16 protein-coding genes and 1 pseudogene are annotated in these 14,151 nt (G+C 64.6%); 10 read left to right on the top strand and 7 right to left on the bottom strand.

The features are described 5' to 3' along the window. From GWG67_RS25945 to GWG67_RS25930, 4 genes are all read left to right on the top strand, one after another. Nucleotides 1-239 (top strand): chemotaxis protein CheW (locus GWG67_RS25945; protein WP_275172220.1); only part of this gene is annotated, 239 nt, incomplete at its 5' end. Nucleotides 240-312: 73 nt separating this feature from the next. Continuing rightward, on the top strand, nt 313-678 hold the full coding sequence (locus GWG67_RS25940) for a PleD family two-component system response regulator (protein ID WP_007600538.1): 366 nt from the start codon (nt 313-315) through the stop codon (nt 676-678). A 75-nt stretch (nt 679-753) separates the two neighbouring features. Further along, nucleotides 754-1,944, top strand: a complete 1,191-nt coding sequence (locus tag GWG67_RS25935) for a chemotaxis response regulator protein-glutamate methylesterase (protein WP_275172219.1) — start codon at nt 754-756, stop codon at nt 1,942-1,944. Beyond that, on the top strand, nt 1,941-2,813 hold the full coding sequence (locus GWG67_RS25930) for a protein-glutamate O-methyltransferase CheR (RefSeq protein ID WP_275172217.1): 873 nt from the start codon (nt 1,941-1,943) through the stop codon (nt 2,811-2,813). The genes GWG67_RS25935 and GWG67_RS25930 overlap by 4 nt, the downstream gene beginning before the upstream one ends. Here GWG67_RS25930 and GWG67_RS25925 read toward each other — a convergent pair. From GWG67_RS25925 to ctrA, 6 genes and pseudogenes are all read right to left on the bottom strand, one after another. Continuing rightward, nucleotides 2,740-2,946 (bottom strand): annotated as a pseudogene (locus GWG67_RS25925) (hypothetical protein); the annotation flags it as partial. The gene GWG67_RS25930 and the pseudogene GWG67_RS25925 sit on opposite strands and share 74 nt — an antisense overlap. A gap of 30 nt (nt 2,947-2,976) precedes the next feature. After that, the gene (locus GWG67_RS25920) at nt 2,977-3,615 is read right to left on the bottom strand and encodes a response regulator transcription factor (protein WP_275172216.1); all 639 of its coding nucleotides are present in this window, start codon (nt 3,613-3,615) and stop codon (nt 2,977-2,979) included. A gap of 248 nt (nt 3,616-3,863) precedes the next feature. Further along, the gene (locus GWG67_RS25915; protein WP_275172214.1) at nt 3,864-5,024 is read right to left on the bottom strand and encodes a glutathionylspermidine synthase family protein; all 1,161 of its coding nucleotides are present in this window, start codon (nt 5,022-5,024) and stop codon (nt 3,864-3,866) included. A 3-nt stretch (nt 5,025-5,027) separates the two neighbouring features. After that, nucleotides 5,028-5,450, bottom strand: coding sequence for a hypothetical protein (locus tag GWG67_RS25910; protein ID WP_275172213.1), 423 nt, complete (start codon nt 5,448-5,450; stop codon nt 5,028-5,030). 1 nt (nt 5,451) lies between these two features. Then, complete coding sequence (locus tag GWG67_RS25905) at nt 5,452-5,856, bottom strand: DUF350 domain-containing protein (RefSeq protein ID WP_275172212.1); 405 nt, start codon at nt 5,854-5,856, stop codon at nt 5,452-5,454. Between the two features lie 169 nt (nt 5,857-6,025). Further along, nucleotides 6,026-6,727, bottom strand: coding sequence for a response regulator transcription factor CtrA (ctrA, locus tag GWG67_RS25900; protein WP_007600544.1), 702 nt, complete (start codon nt 6,725-6,727; stop codon nt 6,026-6,028). Nucleotides 6,728-7,142: 415 nt separating this feature from the next. Between ctrA and fliI the strand changes: the two genes are divergently transcribed. The 6 genes from fliI (at nt 7,143) to GWG67_RS25870 (ending at nt 13,545) form a co-directional block, all read left to right on the top strand. Further along, nucleotides 7,143-8,468 (top strand): flagellar protein export ATPase FliI, encoded by a 1,326-nt coding sequence (gene fliI, locus GWG67_RS25895; protein WP_106946294.1) that lies wholly within the window; start codon nt 7,143-7,145, stop codon nt 8,466-8,468. A 121-nt stretch (nt 8,469-8,589) separates the two neighbouring features. After that, entirely contained in the window at nt 8,590-9,009 is a 420-nt protein-coding gene (fliJ, locus tag GWG67_RS25890; RefSeq protein WP_007606301.1) for a flagellar export protein FliJ, read from the top strand. A gap of 177 nt (nt 9,010-9,186) precedes the next feature. Further along, complete coding sequence (locus GWG67_RS25885; RefSeq protein ID WP_275172211.1) at nt 9,187-9,732, top strand: sigma-70 family RNA polymerase sigma factor; 546 nt, start codon at nt 9,187-9,189, stop codon at nt 9,730-9,732. A gap of 76 nt (nt 9,733-9,808) precedes the next feature. Continuing rightward, complete coding sequence (locus GWG67_RS25880) at nt 9,809-10,867, top strand: anti-sigma factor (RefSeq protein ID WP_275172210.1); 1,059 nt, start codon at nt 9,809-9,811, stop codon at nt 10,865-10,867. Between the two features lie 355 nt (nt 10,868-11,222). Beyond that, the gene (locus GWG67_RS25875) at nt 11,223-12,182 is read left to right on the top strand and encodes an AraC family transcriptional regulator (RefSeq protein WP_275172209.1); all 960 of its coding nucleotides are present in this window, start codon (nt 11,223-11,225) and stop codon (nt 12,180-12,182) included. A 142-nt stretch (nt 12,183-12,324) separates the two neighbouring features. Beyond that, on the top strand, nt 12,325-13,545 hold the full coding sequence (locus tag GWG67_RS25870; RefSeq protein ID WP_275172207.1) for an NAD(P)/FAD-dependent oxidoreductase: 1,221 nt from the start codon (nt 12,325-12,327) through the stop codon (nt 13,543-13,545). Nucleotides 13,546-13,842: 297 nt separating this feature from the next. On the opposite strand, the gene GWG67_RS25865 is transcribed toward GWG67_RS25870, so the two are convergent. Beyond that, the gene (locus GWG67_RS25865; protein WP_275172206.1) at nt 13,843-14,049 is read right to left on the bottom strand and encodes a hypothetical protein; all 207 of its coding nucleotides are present in this window, start codon (nt 14,047-14,049) and stop codon (nt 13,843-13,845) included. Nucleotides 14,050-14,151: the final 102 nt, after the last annotated feature.

The raw sequence follows: 14,151 nt of genomic DNA, 5'->3' as shown, positions 1-14,151 counted from the left end.
ACGGCAAGATCCCGATGGCGGTCGGCGTCGACCTGCGCGGTGAATCCTACGGCCTCTTGATCGACCAGATCGGCGAAGTGCTGCGGCTCGCCGAGGACGGCATGGAAGAAAACCCCGTCAATCTCGACCCCCGCATGGCCAAGCTCGCCGGCGGTGTCCACCGTCTCGACGGCCAGCTCATGGTCGTCCTCGACGTCGACCGCGTCCTCGAGCTCGCGCCCGAGATGATGGCGGCCTGATACGCCGGCACATCCGCCGACGTACCTGCAATTGGAAGTGCCCCCGCAAAAGCGGGGAGAAGCAGAGGTTCACATGCGAACTTGTCTCGTCGTTGATGATTCCAGCGTCATCCGCAAGGTTGCGCGCCGGATCCTGGAGGGCCTCGACTTCCAGATCCTCGAAGCCGAGGACGGTGAGAAGGCGCTGGAGGCCTGCAAGCGCGGCTTGCCTGATGCTGTCCTGCTCGACTGGAACATGCCGGTGATGGACGGCTACGAGTTCCTCGGCCATCTCCGGCGCATGCCCGGCGGCGACCAGCCCAAGGTGGTGTTCTGCACCACCGAGAACGACGTCGCGCATATCGCGCGCGCGCTGCACGCCGGCGCCAACGAGTACATCATGAAGCCCTTCGACAAGGACATCGTGACGGCGAAATTCCAGGAAGTCGGCCTTATCTGAGCGACCGCCCCGGAGGCTGAACGGCTCCTTCGGCGTTTGTTTTCAACTGACCGTTTCAGTCTGAGTTGGTGAGTAATGAGTGTTGCGTTCGCAGGTAATTCGACCCCGGGCTCGTCGCGGGAAGCCGGACCTTTGCGGGTGATGATCGTCGATGACTCCGTCGTCATTCGCGGACTGATCTCGCGCTGGGTCGGTGCCGAGCATGACATGGAAGTTGCGGCGTCGCTGCGCACCGGGCTCGAGGCGGTCAACCAGATCGAACGCATCAACCCCGACGTTGCCGTCCTCGATATCGAAATGCCCGAGCTCGACGGTATCTCGGCGCTGCCGCAACTCCTGGCGAAGAAGCGCGATCTCGTCATCATCATGGCCTCGACGCTGACCCGCCGTAACGCCGAAATCAGCTTCAAGGCGCTGTCGCTCGGCGCAGCCGACTACATTCCGAAGCCGGAATCGACGCGCGAGGCGTCGGCTGCGGACATCTTCCACCACGACCTGATCCAGAAAATCCGTCACCTCGGCGCACGGCTGCGCCGCAAGGCCGCGGTCGCGAGCCCGCCGCTGGCGCCCCCAAGCCCGGCTCCGGCTGCACGTGGACCGGTTGTCGCGCGGCCTGCGGCGGCTCCGGCGGTGCATGCGTCGTCGTCCTCGGTGCTGTCCACGCGTCCGTTCTCGACCCAGGCGCCGAAGGTGCTACTGATCGGCTCATCGACCGGCGGTCCTCAGGCGCTGATGGCGCTCGTCACCGAGCTCGGCCCCGTGATCGACCGCGTCCCGGTGCTGATCACCCAGCACATGCCGCCCACCTTCACCACCATTCTCGCCGAGCATCTGGCACGCACGAGCCGCAAGCCTGCGGCCGAGGCGGTCGATGGCGAGCCGGTGAAGCCGGGCCGCATCTATCTTGCGCCGGGCGGCAAGCACATGCGCGTCGTGCGGAGCGGCGCCGACGTGGCGATCGCGCTCGACGACGGCCCCGCCGTCAATTTCTGCAAGCCCGCGGTCGATCCGCTGTTCACCTCCGCCATCGACATTTGGCACGGCGCCATCCTCTCCGTGATCCTGACGGGCATGGGCTCGGACGGCATGCGCGGCGGCAAGGACATCGTCGCCGCCGGCGGCAGCGTGATCGCGCAGGACGAAGCTTCCAGCGTGGTCTGGGGCATGCCGGGCGCGGCGGCCAATGCCGGCATCTGCGCGGCGATCCTGCCGCTCAACCAGATCGGCGCCCGGGTCAACCGCCTGTTCGCGGGAGACCGCTCGTGACGCCGGTTGACTACGACTATCTGCGCAAATTCCTGAAAGAGCGGTCCGGCCTCGATCTCTCCCCGGACAAGCAGTATCTGGTCGAGAGCCGGCTCCTGCCGCTGGCCCGCAAGGCGAGCCTCGCCGGGATTCCCGATCTCGTGCTGAAGATCAGGAACGGCGACGGGCGGCTTGCAAGCGACGTGGTCGAAGCGATGACCACCAACGAGACCTTCTTCTATCGCGACAAGATCCCGTTCGATCACTTGCGCGAAACCATCCTCCCGGGGCTGCTTCGGGCGCGCGCGGCGCGCAAGTCGCTGCGCATCTGGTCGGCGGCGTCGTCGACCGGACAGGAGCCCTATTCGATCGCGATGTGCGTGAAGGAGATGGGCGCAGCCTTCGCCGGCTGGCGCATCGAGATCGTCGCCACCGATCTGTCGCAGGAGGTGCTGGAGAAATCCAAGGCTGGCGTCTACAGCCAGTTCGAGGTGCAGCGCGGCCTGCCGATCCAGCATCTGATGAAATACTTCACGCAGGCGGGCGAGGTCTGGCAGCTCAATGCCGACATCCGCGCGGTGGTGCAGTTCCGCCAGCTCAATCTGTTGCAGGACTTCTCCCATCTCGGCACGTTCGACGTGATCTTCTGCCGCAACGTGCTGATCTATTTCGACCAGGACACCAAGGCGGTGATCTTCGAGCGCATGGCGAAGGTCTTAGAAGCCGACGGTACGCTGCTGCTCGGCGCCGCCGAATCTGTCGTCGGCATCACCGACGCGTTCCGTCCGATCGCCGAGCGTCGTGGCCTCTATCAGCTCAACCCGACGCGCTCCGGCCGGCCGATGGGTGGATTGATGCCGCCGTCGTTGAAGGTGGCAGCGGCGCGGTGACACCGCCATTTGCATTGCCACCTGCATTATGGCGGACCGCTGCGCGCGCCACCGGACGAGGCCTGAGCACGACGCCTGCCCGGGCAACGCAACCCACCGGATATTCGACGTACTGGCAATATACGACCGCGGAGCGGCAGGTATCTGCAAACTGGTGGAGTTGTCAGGCCGTCCCTCCCTCGTCGGATGCGCCGTCCAAGACGCCGATCCGTTCGGCAAGAGAGACCAGTTCGGCCAACGACCGAACCTGCATTTTCTCCATCAACCCGTGGCGGTGAGCTTTGATCGTGCGCTCGGTCGTTCCGAGCGTATGTGCGATCTGCTTGTTGATTTTGCCCCGAACGACAAGGTCGAAGACCTGTCGCTCGCGCGGCGTCAATTTAGCGAGACGAGCACGTGCCATGTTCAGCATGTTCTGCAGGTCTCGTGATGATCGATGGTGTGCCAGGGCTCCGGCGATCGCGCGAAGAAGGTCTTCTGAGCTTACCGGCTTGCTCAGAAAATCCTGGGCACCCGCTTTTATGGTTCGCACAGTGGTCGGAATGTCGCGATAGCCGGAGAGAAATATGATCGGCAATGTCGAGCCGAGTTCGCCCAATTGTTTTTGGAGGGCAGGGCCGTCCAAGTCGGGGATTTGCACATCGAGAAGGATGCCACTCGGAATGCTGTCGCTCGGCAGTCGGTCCAGCAACGCCTGCGCCGACGCATAGACGGCGACCTCGTAACCGGCGTGCCTTAAATGACGCTCCATGGCCGTCAGGAAAGACAGGTCGTCGTCAACGATATGCACGAGCCCCGGCACCGGTCCCCTCTCCATTGCAGAGAGGCTACCGCGCTATTCAGGGTGCCTAAGTGTCTTAGTGCACCCTTTTAAGACATAGCTGATCTGTCGCTGCGAAAAGTCTCTATGCACTTTGTGCCACGCCGCCGCCGTGCCGGCCTTTGTCGATGCGCGAGCCGCGAATCCAACTGACGCTTTGAACTCGCGAATAGAACCTCTCATCCGGCGCTACGCGGCCACGTTCTCCCAGAAGGGAAGAAGGGTATCCCTTACAAAATCGCATGCGGCAGAAACCGCGAGCCGTTGCCGGTGATCGGGCTCTCGTCCTCGCGGATCGACAGGCCGCAGGGTTCGTGATCCACCAGCCAGCTTCCCACCACTGGATAGAAGTCTGAGAAGTTCGGCAGCGGCGCGAGCGCCTGCCGCACGAATCCCTCGGCGCCATAGGGGCCTGCCTGCTCGTCGAGCGGCATTCCGCCTGATACCAGCGTGACATTGGCGCCTTCGCGCGACAGCAGCGGCTTGCGCACGTAGGAGCTGCCGAGCTCGGCTGCCCGCGGATCGTCCTCGAAGAAAGCCGGCAGCAGATTGGGATGGTTCGGAAACATCTCCCAGAGCAGCGGCAGGATGCCCTTGTTGGAGAGCACCGCCTTCCACGGCGGTTCGATCCAGCGTGTCGGTGCGTCCTTGAGCTTCGCGCCGAAGCTGTCGTGGAACATCCATTCCCAGGGATAGAGCTTGAAGGCTAGCGCGATGTCGCGGTCGTCGAGATCGACGAAGCCGCCGGCATCATTGCGCCAGCCGATCGCTGCGACATCGAGCAGCGTGGTCGTCAGTCCCGCCTGGCGCGCGGTGTCTTCGAGATAAGCAAGCGTGCCGGCGTCCTCCTCATTGCCCGTGGTGCCGGTGAGATGGACATGGCGGCTAGCGGCAATCTGCTTCCACGCTTCGATCAGTCGTTCGTGGATGGAGTTGAACTGGTCGGCCCGCGACGGGATGATGCGCCGTTCGATCGCCTGTTCGAGCCAGGTCCATTGAAACACCGCGGCTTCGAAAATCGAGGTCGGCGTATCCGCGTTGTATTCGAGCAGCTTTGCCGGCCCCTTGCCGTCGAATTTCAGATCGAGCCGGCCATAGAGGCTGCGGTCGTCTCGTGCCCAGCTCTCGGCGATCAGGCTCCAGAACGCGTCGGGTATCTTCAAGCGTTGCAGATGACGCTCGTCGCCGATGACGCGGCCGGCAAGCTCCAGGCACATCGCGTCGATCTCGCCGGTCGGCGTCTCGATGCCGCGCTCGATCTCGTCGAGCGTGAAGGCGTAGTAGGCGCGCTCGTCCCAATAGCGCTCGCCGTCGATGGTGTGGAAGGCGAAGCCGCATTGTTCGGCGGTCTGCCGCCAGTCGTCGCGCTCGGGGCAGACGATGCGTCGCATGGGTCAGCCGCCGCCAGAGAAGCCATGGCCAAACGAGCCGAAGCCGCCGCGGCTCACGCCGCCGGAGCCTGAGTCGGACGACGTTCCGGACGAGGAATGGCTCGATGAATCGCTGCTGAAGAAACTCGATCGCGACGACCAGCGTGAGCTGCCGCCGCCGCCCGACGAGCTGCTTCTGCTGCTGCAGGCGGTGCTCGCCTGTACCGGCGCGGCTCCGGGGACCGTCGCCCCGGGAACGATCGCCCCGGCAGGAGAGGGCTCGCAATTCTGCCGCGGCATTAGCGTGTAGGCGGTGGTGCCGACCGCGATCGTACCCATCACCAGCAGCGCGACACGGCCGGAGCGCTTCACCGGCTGCTGTGCGGGCGGCGGTCCTGCCGCCGGCCGGCGCTTGCCGAACTCCTTTTTGGAGGGCTTGTCGGCCATGTCAGTAGATCATGCAGGCGGCGTTGAGCAGGCCCGCGGCGAGCGAGGACAGCCCGAGCCAGATCGCGGGCGCCAACTCGCCGGCCGCGATCCGGGCCGGCAGGTTCGGCACCGGCACCCTCACCAGAAAGAGCACGATGATCTGCACGATGAGCGCGATGATCGCCCAGATCAGGCAATCCAGCACATTGGCCGAATGTGCGATGGCGCTGACCAGTGGCGCGACGAAGCCGATCAGGCTGAGGCCGAGTGCGATCGCCGCGGCCGGCTCGTTGTCGCGGATCAGCTGGAATTCGTTGTACGGAGTGATGCGGGTGTAGACGAACAGATACGCCACGATCGCGATCAGCCCGGTGCAGAAATAGACCAGGAAGGCGGGCAGGCCGGCGAGTGATTGCAGGATCATCGTTCCCCCATCGTGCAGCGATCATTCGTCGGCGGGGGAAGGGTAGCGGTTCAACGGCCGGAGGACGATGAGGCCGCGCTCGCATCCCCAAAAAACAAAACCCCGCCATTTGCGGCGGGGTCCAGGCTGGGAGGAACAAGCCCCGAAGGGCTCGCGGGTAAACCCAGGATCAGGCGGGAATGCGCTCTTCGACCTCGTGCGGCTCGCGCAGCACGTAGCCGCGGCCCCACACGGTCTCGATGAAGTTGCGGCCTTCCGAGGCATTCGCGAGCTTCTTGCGGAGCTTGCAGATGAAGACGTCGATGATCTTCAGCTCGGGCTCGTCCATGCCGCCGTAGAGGTGGTTGAGGAACATTTCCTTGGTGAGGGTCGTGCCCTTGCGGAGCGAGAGCAGCTCCAGCATCTGGTATTCCTTGCCGGTCAGATGCACGCGCTGGCCGCCGACTTCCACCGTCTTGGTATCGAGGTTGACGACGAGGTCGCCCGTCTGGATCACCGACTGGGCATGGCCCTTGGAGCGGCGCACGATCGCGTGGATGCGGGCAACCAGCTCATCCTTGTGGAAGGGCTTGGTCATGTAGTCGTCGGCGCCGACGCCGAGACCCTTGACCTTGTCCTCGATGCCGGCAAGGCCGGAGAGGATCAGAATTGGTGTCTTGATCTTGGAGACCCGGAGCTGCTTGAGCACGTCGTAGCCGGACATGTCGGGCAGATTGAGGTCGAGAAGGATAATGTCGTAATCGTATAATTTACCGAGATCGACGCCTTCTTCCCCCAAATCGGTCGTGTAGACGTTGAAGCTCTCAGACTTCAACATCAGCTCGATCGACTGCGCGACGGCGCTGTCATCTTCAATCAGCAAAACGCGCATGCCAGTTCCCCATAGTCGCCGCTCCTGGGCGTCAGGTCGGCCGCATTCGCGGCACACAACAAAACGCCTTTGAACAACTGATTCGGATCCTGACAACAGATGGTTAACAAATTCTGATTCTGGAACGCAAGCCCTGTAGATGCAATTTTCGTCGAATCGCCCTAAGGTCTTGTGTGCGAAGCAGCTTTCGTTATCCGGTTGCGTTCAAGTTCCACTTTAAGAGACGGGCCTAACCGACTCCCGCGACTCAGCCTTCTTCTGAAGGGGAGCCACGCTCAGTCACAAAGACAGTGACGCAATGATTAACGATGCGGGTAAACACGAAGTTAAGCGCCGTTCAGAAATATGGCGAAACTTAAGGTATTCGCCACGAAGCCCGGGATTATGAAGGCGATCACCTCATGAAGGCCCTCTTATGAAGGCTCTTGCCGAACAGATCGGCGACATTGACGGCATCAATATTTACGGCCGTGTGGTCGGCGTGCGCGGCCTGATGGTCGAGGTGGCCGGCCCGATCCATGCGATGTCGGTCGGCGCGCGGCTCGTGATCGAGACCGGCGGCAACCGTTCCATCCCCTGCGAGGTGATCGGCTTCTCCGGCAACAATGCCGTCGTGATGCCGTTCGCCGGCCTCGACGGCGTGCGGCGCGGCTGCAAGGCCGTCATCGCCAATGCCGCAAATCAGGTGCGGCCTTGCGCGGCCTGGCTCGGTCGCGTCGTCAATGCACTGGGGGAGCCGATCGACGGCAAGGGGCCCCTGCCGCAGGGCCCGGCGCCGATGCCATACCGCAATTCGCCGCCGCCGGCGCACTCGCGCAAGCGCGTCGGCGCGCCGCTCGATCTCGGCGTGCGCGCGATGAACACGTTCCTGACCTGCTGCCGCGGCCAGCGCATGGGCATCTTCGCAGGCTCCGGCGTCGGCAAGTCGGTGCTGCTCTCGATGCTTGCGCGCAACGTCGATGCCGCGGTCAGCGTCATCGGGCTGATCGGCGAACGCGGCCGCGAGGTGCAGGAGTTCTTGCAGGACGACCTCGGCGAGGAGGGCCTGGCGCGTTCCGTCGTCGTGGTCGCGACCTCCGACGAGCCGGCGCTGATGCGCCGCCAGGCCGCGTATCTGACGCTCGCGGTCGCCGAATATTTTCGCGACGAGGAGCAGGACGTCCTTTGCCTGATGGATTCGGTGACGCGCTTTGCCATGGCCCAGCGCGAGATCGGCCTGTCCGCGGGCGAGCCGCCGACCGCCAAGGGCTACACGCCGACCGTGTTCACCGAGCTGCCGAAGCTTCTGGAGCGCGCCGGTCCGGGCCTGGGCGAGGGCGCCATCACCGCGATCTTCACGGTGCTGGTTGATGGCGACGACCATAACGAGCCGATTGCGGATGCCGTCCGCGGCATCCTCGACGGCCATATCGTGATGCAGCGCTCGATCGCCGAGCGCGGCCGCTACCCCGCCATCAACATCCTCAAATCGGTCTCCCGCACCATGCCGAAATCGGCCGACCCGCAGTTCTGGCCGACCATCCAGAAGGCGCGGGCGGTGATGGCGACCTATGCCGACATGGAGGAATTGATCCGCCTGGGCGCCTACCGCGCCGGCTCCAGCCCCGAGGTCGACGAGGCGATCCGCCTGCACGAGCCGCTGGAGGCCTTCCTGCGCCAGCGCAAGGACGAAAATGCATCGCTGGCGGACGGCTACCGCCAGTTGGCGCAAATCCTCGGCAATTTGGAAACGGAACGCTAACTTTGTCCCGTCATCATCCCATCCCACAGAGTAGCAGAGCCGGTCTTGGCCCCCGTCGGGCCTGTGGGGAGACCGGTGTTGTCCCACGCGCAGCCAAGGGACTTCTGGGGAGTACGAGTCGATGAAGTCACGTGATACCCTCATCCGCCTGAAGAAGTTTCAGGTCGACGAGAAGCGCCGCCGGGTCACCCAGATCGAGACCATGATCGCCGACTTCCAGCGGATGTCGACCGATCTTGAACGCGAGATCTCGACCGAGCAGGAGCGCGCCGGGATCAATGATCCCTCGCACTTCGCCTATCCGACCTATGCCAAGGCTGCCATCCAGCGTCGCGAGAACCTGACCCGCTCGGCCGACGAACTGAAGGGCCAGCTCGACGAAGCCAAGGCAGCGCTGGCCGAAGCCTTCGAGGAGCTGAAGAAGGTCGAGCTTCTCGACGAGCGCGATCAGGCCCGCGAACGCGCCGAGGAAAACGCCCGCGAGCAGGCCGACCTCGACAGCATCGGCCTGATGCGTGCCCGCATGGGCGCCGTCGCCTGAGAGCTAGCCGCTAGACCTGCGAGAATTTGCAGAACCCGGACCCCAAAGGTCCGGGTTTTCGCATGTGCTGTCCACAGAGTGGCGCCGCGCCCCCTTGGTGGTCGGCTTTGTCGCGCGCTATGGTGGCGGGGTGCCAGGGCCCGCGCGGAACGCGAGGGCCGCGCATTGGGGGGCTGAATGCTGACGCCAGCAGAGCTGGTCGGGCTGATTGGGGCGGTAGCGCAGGGCGATCAGGCCGCGTTCGAGCGCCTCTACGTCGCCACGCGCGCGAAACTCTATGGCATCGTGCTCCGTATCTTGCGCCGACAGGATCTAGCAGAGGAGGTCATTCAGGAGGCCTACGTCAAGATCTGGAACAGCGCCGGCCAGTTCAATCCCGCTCTCGCGTCGCCGATCACCTGGATGGCGTCGATCGCGCGCAACCGCGCCATCGACATCGTGCGCAAGAAGACGGAAGTCTCCATCGAGGAAGAGCCGCAGGCGATGGAAGTCGCAAGCGATAGCCCCGATCCGCTGGCGCGGCGGGAGATGACCGAGGAATTGAAGCGGCTCCTGGAATGTATCGGCCGGCTCGAACCGGACCGTCAGAGACTCGTGCTTCTCGCCTATTACAACGGCTGGAGCCGCGAGCAATTGGCGGAGAAATTCGCAGCGCCCGTCAACACGGTGAAGACGTGGCTTCGGCGCAGCATGATGGATATTCGCGAATGTCTCGGGCTATGAGGGCTCTGAAGGCTCGGACTATGAAGGCTTGGGCCATGAGAGCTCGTACTGTGAGGATGGATCTGGACCGCAAGTGATGGCCTATACGGAGGACCATATCGCGCTCGCCGCGGAATATGCGCTCGGCACGCTCGACGCCGGCGAGCGCGCGCAGGTCGAGACCATGATGGCGGTGGACAAGGCGTTCGCCGATGTCGTGCAGGCGTGGGCATTCCGGCTCGGCGTCCTCAACCAGATGGTCGGCTCGATCCAGCCGCGTCCGATCGTATGGGAGAACATCAAGTCCGAGCTCGCGCGGACGGCCTTTGCGCAGGAGCCGCCAGCGCTGCCGGATGTCGCGCCGCCACCTGTGCCGGAGTTTTCCTCGCCCGATACCGTGTCTCCGCAGGTGCCGTCGGAGACTATGCAGCAACCGGGGCCGCAGCCGCCCGAAGCGGAGCAGCCCGATCCGGCGCGACTTGCGTCCGATGCGCTTCCCGATGTCGCGCCGATATTCATGCCGCAGGTCCACGCGCCGGACCCGGAGGTCGTGCGCGCGCCACCGCCGCCGGTTGCCGACAACAGCAACGTGATCCAGCTCGAGGGCCGCGTGAAGCGCTGGCGCACCATCGCATCCGCCGTCGGCGCGCTCGCGGCCGCGCTGCTCGTGACGCTGTCGCTTCAGATCTTCCAGCCCGAGGCGCTGCCGGGCGGCTTGCGACCGGCGCCACGCATCCAGACGGTCGAGGTGAAGACACCGGCGCCGCTCCCGGCGGCGGCGTCGCAATATGTGGCGCTGTTGCAGGGCCAGGGCGGCGGTCCCGCCTTCATCCTCACCATCGACGGTGCGACCAAGAACTTTACCGTGCGCAAGGTCGGCGCGACACCGGAGCCCGGCAAGAGCTTCGAGCTCTGGCTAATCTCCGACAAGCTGCCGCGTCCGCGCTCGCTGGGTGTGATCGGCGCCGGCGATTTCACCGCGCGACCGGTGCTCGGTTCGTACGATGCCGACGTCGTCAACGGCGCGACATACGCGGTCACCGTCGAGCAGACCGGCGGTTCGCCCAGCGGCCAGCCGACCTCGGCGCCTGTATTTTCCGGCAAGCTGATCGAGACCGTGCCGCCGTCACAGCCGCAGGCACCCGCGAAGAAGTAGGTTTCTACTGTCGTCCTGGCGAAAGCCAGGACCCATTACCCCAAGAGCTTGTCGCAAGAATGAGTGGTGGCAACACGGGTGAGCAACCACTCAATCCCGGGGTAATGGGTCCTGGATCGGCGCTCGCTCTGCTCGCTTGTCCAGGACGACACCGAGGGAGGCATTGCACGCTTCAACATCGTCGTGGCAATGCCTGATCGTTTCCTGTCGCCACGGTCCGTCCCGCCGTCGTATCCCGACAAATCCCGCCGAATCCGCCTCCGATTTGAACCTCTCCGCGTTTCGCGGCGTCAAATGCCCGGAATTTGCAGTCGGCGCCCCCCAATCATGGTGCCGGAGAGGGGCGAGAAATCAGATGGATGCAGCGAAAACGTCCGGCATCTTCATTCACCAATATGCGGGGCTGCCACACGGCCCGGCCTTCGAACATTGGCGCGAGCGGACTTTTGGGGCCTGCGGCCTGGATATCGGGCCGAGCCGGGGCGATAGCATCGATTGCCGGCTTCAGGTCAGCTTGGTCGACAATATCGCGCTCGCCATTCCCGAAGGCGCCTCCGCGCAATATTCGCGCACCCAGAGCCACCTTGCCGACGGCAGCGACGATCTCGTCCTGATCGCGGCGCATGCGGGCCTCGTCCGCGTTGGGCAGAACGGCCATGCCGTGGAGCTTGCGCCGGCGCAGATGGTGCTCGTCGACATGGGCATCACCGGCACGGTCGGCCACACCGAGGAAGATCGCTTCACCACCATCCGCATGCCGCGCCGCGCGCTGCTCGACATCAATCCGCGCGCCGAGGACAAGCTGTCGCAAGTGCTCTCGGATGGCGCGGTCGCCGAGACGATTTTCCGCTACCACTCCCTAGCGGCCCATCACGCGCCGCATCTCGACGCCGTCGGCCAGCGCCTGACCGCGCAGCACATGGTCGATCTCGTCGGCCTCCTGCTCGGCACCGACGCCGAACATGCAAGTCTCGCGCGGGGACGAGGTCATGCGGCCGCCCGTCTCGACCTCATGCGCGCCGACGTGATGGCCGCGCTTGGCCGCAACGATCTCTGCCTGTCCGAGATTGCCACGCGCTCGGGCCTGAGCCCGCGCCAGGCACAGCGCCTGTTCGAGCAGGCTGGAACGACCTTCACCGAATTCGTGCTGGAGCAGCGTCTGCTGCAGGCGCGCAAGCTGCTCAGCGATCCCCGCGCCAGGACCCGCAAGATCAGCGACATCGCGCATTCGTCGGGCTTCTCCGATCTGTCCTATTTCAACCGCGCCTTCCGCAAGCGCTTTAGCGCGACGCCGTCGGAACTGCGCGAGGCCTGAGCCGCGCCGACAATTTGTGCGGCGCGGCGGTGCCGCCGCCGTTGGTGCGCCCGGCCGGATGAGCTATATCTGTCTGCGCGGTCAGACGGCTTGATCGTTCGTCGCTTCGTCGTCGCTCTCTTGGGAAATGCAGTCAACGGACATGGTGCGTATCGTCGTGCTCGGCGCCGGATTTGCGGGTCTGTGGGCGGCCATCGGTGCCGCACGCAAGCGCGAGGAGATCGGCGCGGTCGGCGGTGACATCGAGATTCGTGTCGTCGATCGCAATCCCTATCACAACGTCCGCGTCCGCAATTACGAGGCCGATCTCAGCGAGGTCGCGCTTCCGCTGCCGCAACTGCTCGATCCGATCGGCGTGAGCCACGGCATCGGCGAGGTCGAAGCCATCGATCCGGAACGGCGCGAGATTTCGCTGGTCACGGGTGGCGGCGACGAGACGCTGGCTTATGACCGGCTGGTGCTGGCGCTCGGCAGCGAAGTGATGCGTCCCGACATTCCCGGCCTTGCCGAGCATGCTTTCGATGTCGACACTTATGCAGCGGCGCTCCACCTCGAGGATCATCTCGCCTCGCTCGGACGCAGCGTGCCCGCGCCGGGGCGCTCGACGATCGTGGTGGTCGGCGCGGGCTTCACCGGCATCGAGGTCGCGGCCGAGATGCCCGACAGGCTGGCGCGTGCCGGCATTACCGGCAGCCACCGTATCATCCTGGTCGATCCCAATCCTGCCGTGGGCGCAACGATCGGCGCGCATGCGCGTCCCGTCATCGATGCGGCGTTAGCCTCGCTCGGCGTCGAGACACGGCTTGGCGTCCGTGTCGTCTCCGTCGAGGACGCCGGCCTGCATCTGAGCTCGGGCGAGTTCATTCCGACGCGGACAGTGATCTGGTGTGCCGGGATGCGCGCGAGCCCCTTGGCGGCGAGCTTCCCGGACGCACGCGATCGCCTTGGGCGGCTTCTCGTCGATCCCATGATGCGGGTTGCGGATGTCGGCGGCGTGTTCGCGGCCGGGGATGTCGCCTCGAGCGTGGTCGACGGCTTGCATCCGACCGTGATGTCCTGCCAGTTCGCGCGTCCCATGGGCCGCTTCGCCGGCCACAACGTGGTCGCCGATCTCGCGGGCCTGCCGATGCTGCCGCTCCGGATCGACTGGTATGTGACCGTGCTCGATCTCGGCGGCTGGGGCGCGCTCTATACGGAAGGGTGGGACCGCGAAGTCCGTACTGTCGGCGCAGCCGCGAAGGCGACCAAGCAGACCATCAATCGCAGGCGCATCTATCCGCCGCTCTCGGGGCGCAAGGATGAGCTGTTCGCCGCGGCCGCGCCGACCGTGCAGGCGCCGCCGCCGACGTATGGGGCGCGGTAGTCCCAATTCGGTGTCATCGTCCGCGAAGGCGGACGATCCAGTATTCCAGAGACAGCGCGGGAATACGGAGAGGCTGCGGCGTACTGGATTCCCCGCCTACGCGGGGAATGACAGCGCCAGTAGCACACAGTTGCCCGCGCTACATACACCAGCAAACAATACCCCAGACATGAGAAAGCGCCCGTGGGGGGCGGGCGCTTTCTGTAGTCGACTTGGGGTTGGGGTCGTCTACATATCCACGTGGCGACTTTGGGGGGCTGATAAAGAGCCGCGTGAATTCCTGAAACTCAAATCTCCTTAGCGAACGAGCGAAACGTTCGAGCTGGTGATGGCGATCGGCTTGCCGGCCTTCATGACGCGAGCGGTCTGGGTCAGGCCTTCATCTGAATCTGAACTCGTGCGCGCGGTGATCCCGAGACCCGCCACCGCGATGCCGGCAACGAGCGCGACAACCACGATCTTGAGGTGGGTCGAGCGATCTGCGCTGTAAATCGAGTGGTTCATGGAAGGCTCCTGCCGCCATCTACCCGAAGTAGTCGCCTGCGTGTTTGGGCAGGTTCATGCTTCCGGTGCCCAACAACCTAGTATTGGGGGGATTCGTTCCCA

This window comes from Bradyrhizobium sp. CSS354 (assembly GCF_029051725.1).
Classification (GTDB): Bacteria; Pseudomonadota; Alphaproteobacteria; order Rhizobiales; family Xanthobacteraceae; genus Bradyrhizobium.
The sequence above is the reverse complement of the archived record's forward strand: the minus strand, read 5'-3'. Positions and strand labels throughout refer to the sequence as shown.

Excerpts from the sequence above, each read along its gene's own strand:
- GWG67_RS25940 (WP_007600538.1), top strand. The coding sequence starts at position 313 with ATGCGAACTTGTCTCGTCGTTGATGATTCCAGCGTCATCCGCAAGGTT.
- GWG67_RS25935 (WP_275172219.1), top strand. The coding sequence starts at position 754 with ATGAGTGTTGCGTTCGCAGGTAATTCGACCCCGGGCTCGTCGCGGGAA.
- GWG67_RS25915 (WP_275172214.1), bottom strand. The coding sequence starts at position 5,024 with ATGCGACGCATCGTCTGCCCCGAGCGCGACGACTGGCGGCAGACCGCC.
- GWG67_RS25910 (WP_275172213.1), bottom strand. The coding sequence starts at position 5,450 with ATGGCCGACAAGCCCTCCAAAAAGGAGTTCGGCAAGCGCCGGCCGGCG.
- GWG67_RS25905 (WP_275172212.1), bottom strand. The coding sequence starts at position 5,856 with ATGATCCTGCAATCACTCGCCGGCCTGCCCGCCTTCCTGGTCTATTTC.
- ctrA (WP_007600544.1), bottom strand. The coding sequence starts at position 6,727 with ATGCGCGTTTTGCTGATTGAAGATGACAGCGCCGTCGCGCAGTCGATC.
- fliI (WP_106946294.1), top strand. The coding sequence starts at position 7,143 with ATGAAGGCTCTTGCCGAACAGATCGGCGACATTGACGGCATCAATATT.
- fliJ (WP_007606301.1), top strand. The coding sequence starts at position 8,590 with ATGAAGTCACGTGATACCCTCATCCGCCTGAAGAAGTTTCAGGTCGAC.
- GWG67_RS25885 (WP_275172211.1), top strand. The coding sequence starts at position 9,187 with ATGCTGACGCCAGCAGAGCTGGTCGGGCTGATTGGGGCGGTAGCGCAG.
- GWG67_RS25880 (WP_275172210.1), top strand. The coding sequence starts at position 9,809 with ATGGCCTATACGGAGGACCATATCGCGCTCGCCGCGGAATATGCGCTC.
- GWG67_RS25875 (WP_275172209.1), top strand. The coding sequence starts at position 11,223 with ATGGATGCAGCGAAAACGTCCGGCATCTTCATTCACCAATATGCGGGG.
- GWG67_RS25870 (WP_275172207.1), top strand. The coding sequence starts at position 12,325 with ATGGTGCGTATCGTCGTGCTCGGCGCCGGATTTGCGGGTCTGTGGGCG.
- GWG67_RS25865 (WP_275172206.1), bottom strand. The coding sequence starts at position 14,049 with ATGAACCACTCGATTTACAGCGCAGATCGCTCGACCCACCTCAAGATC.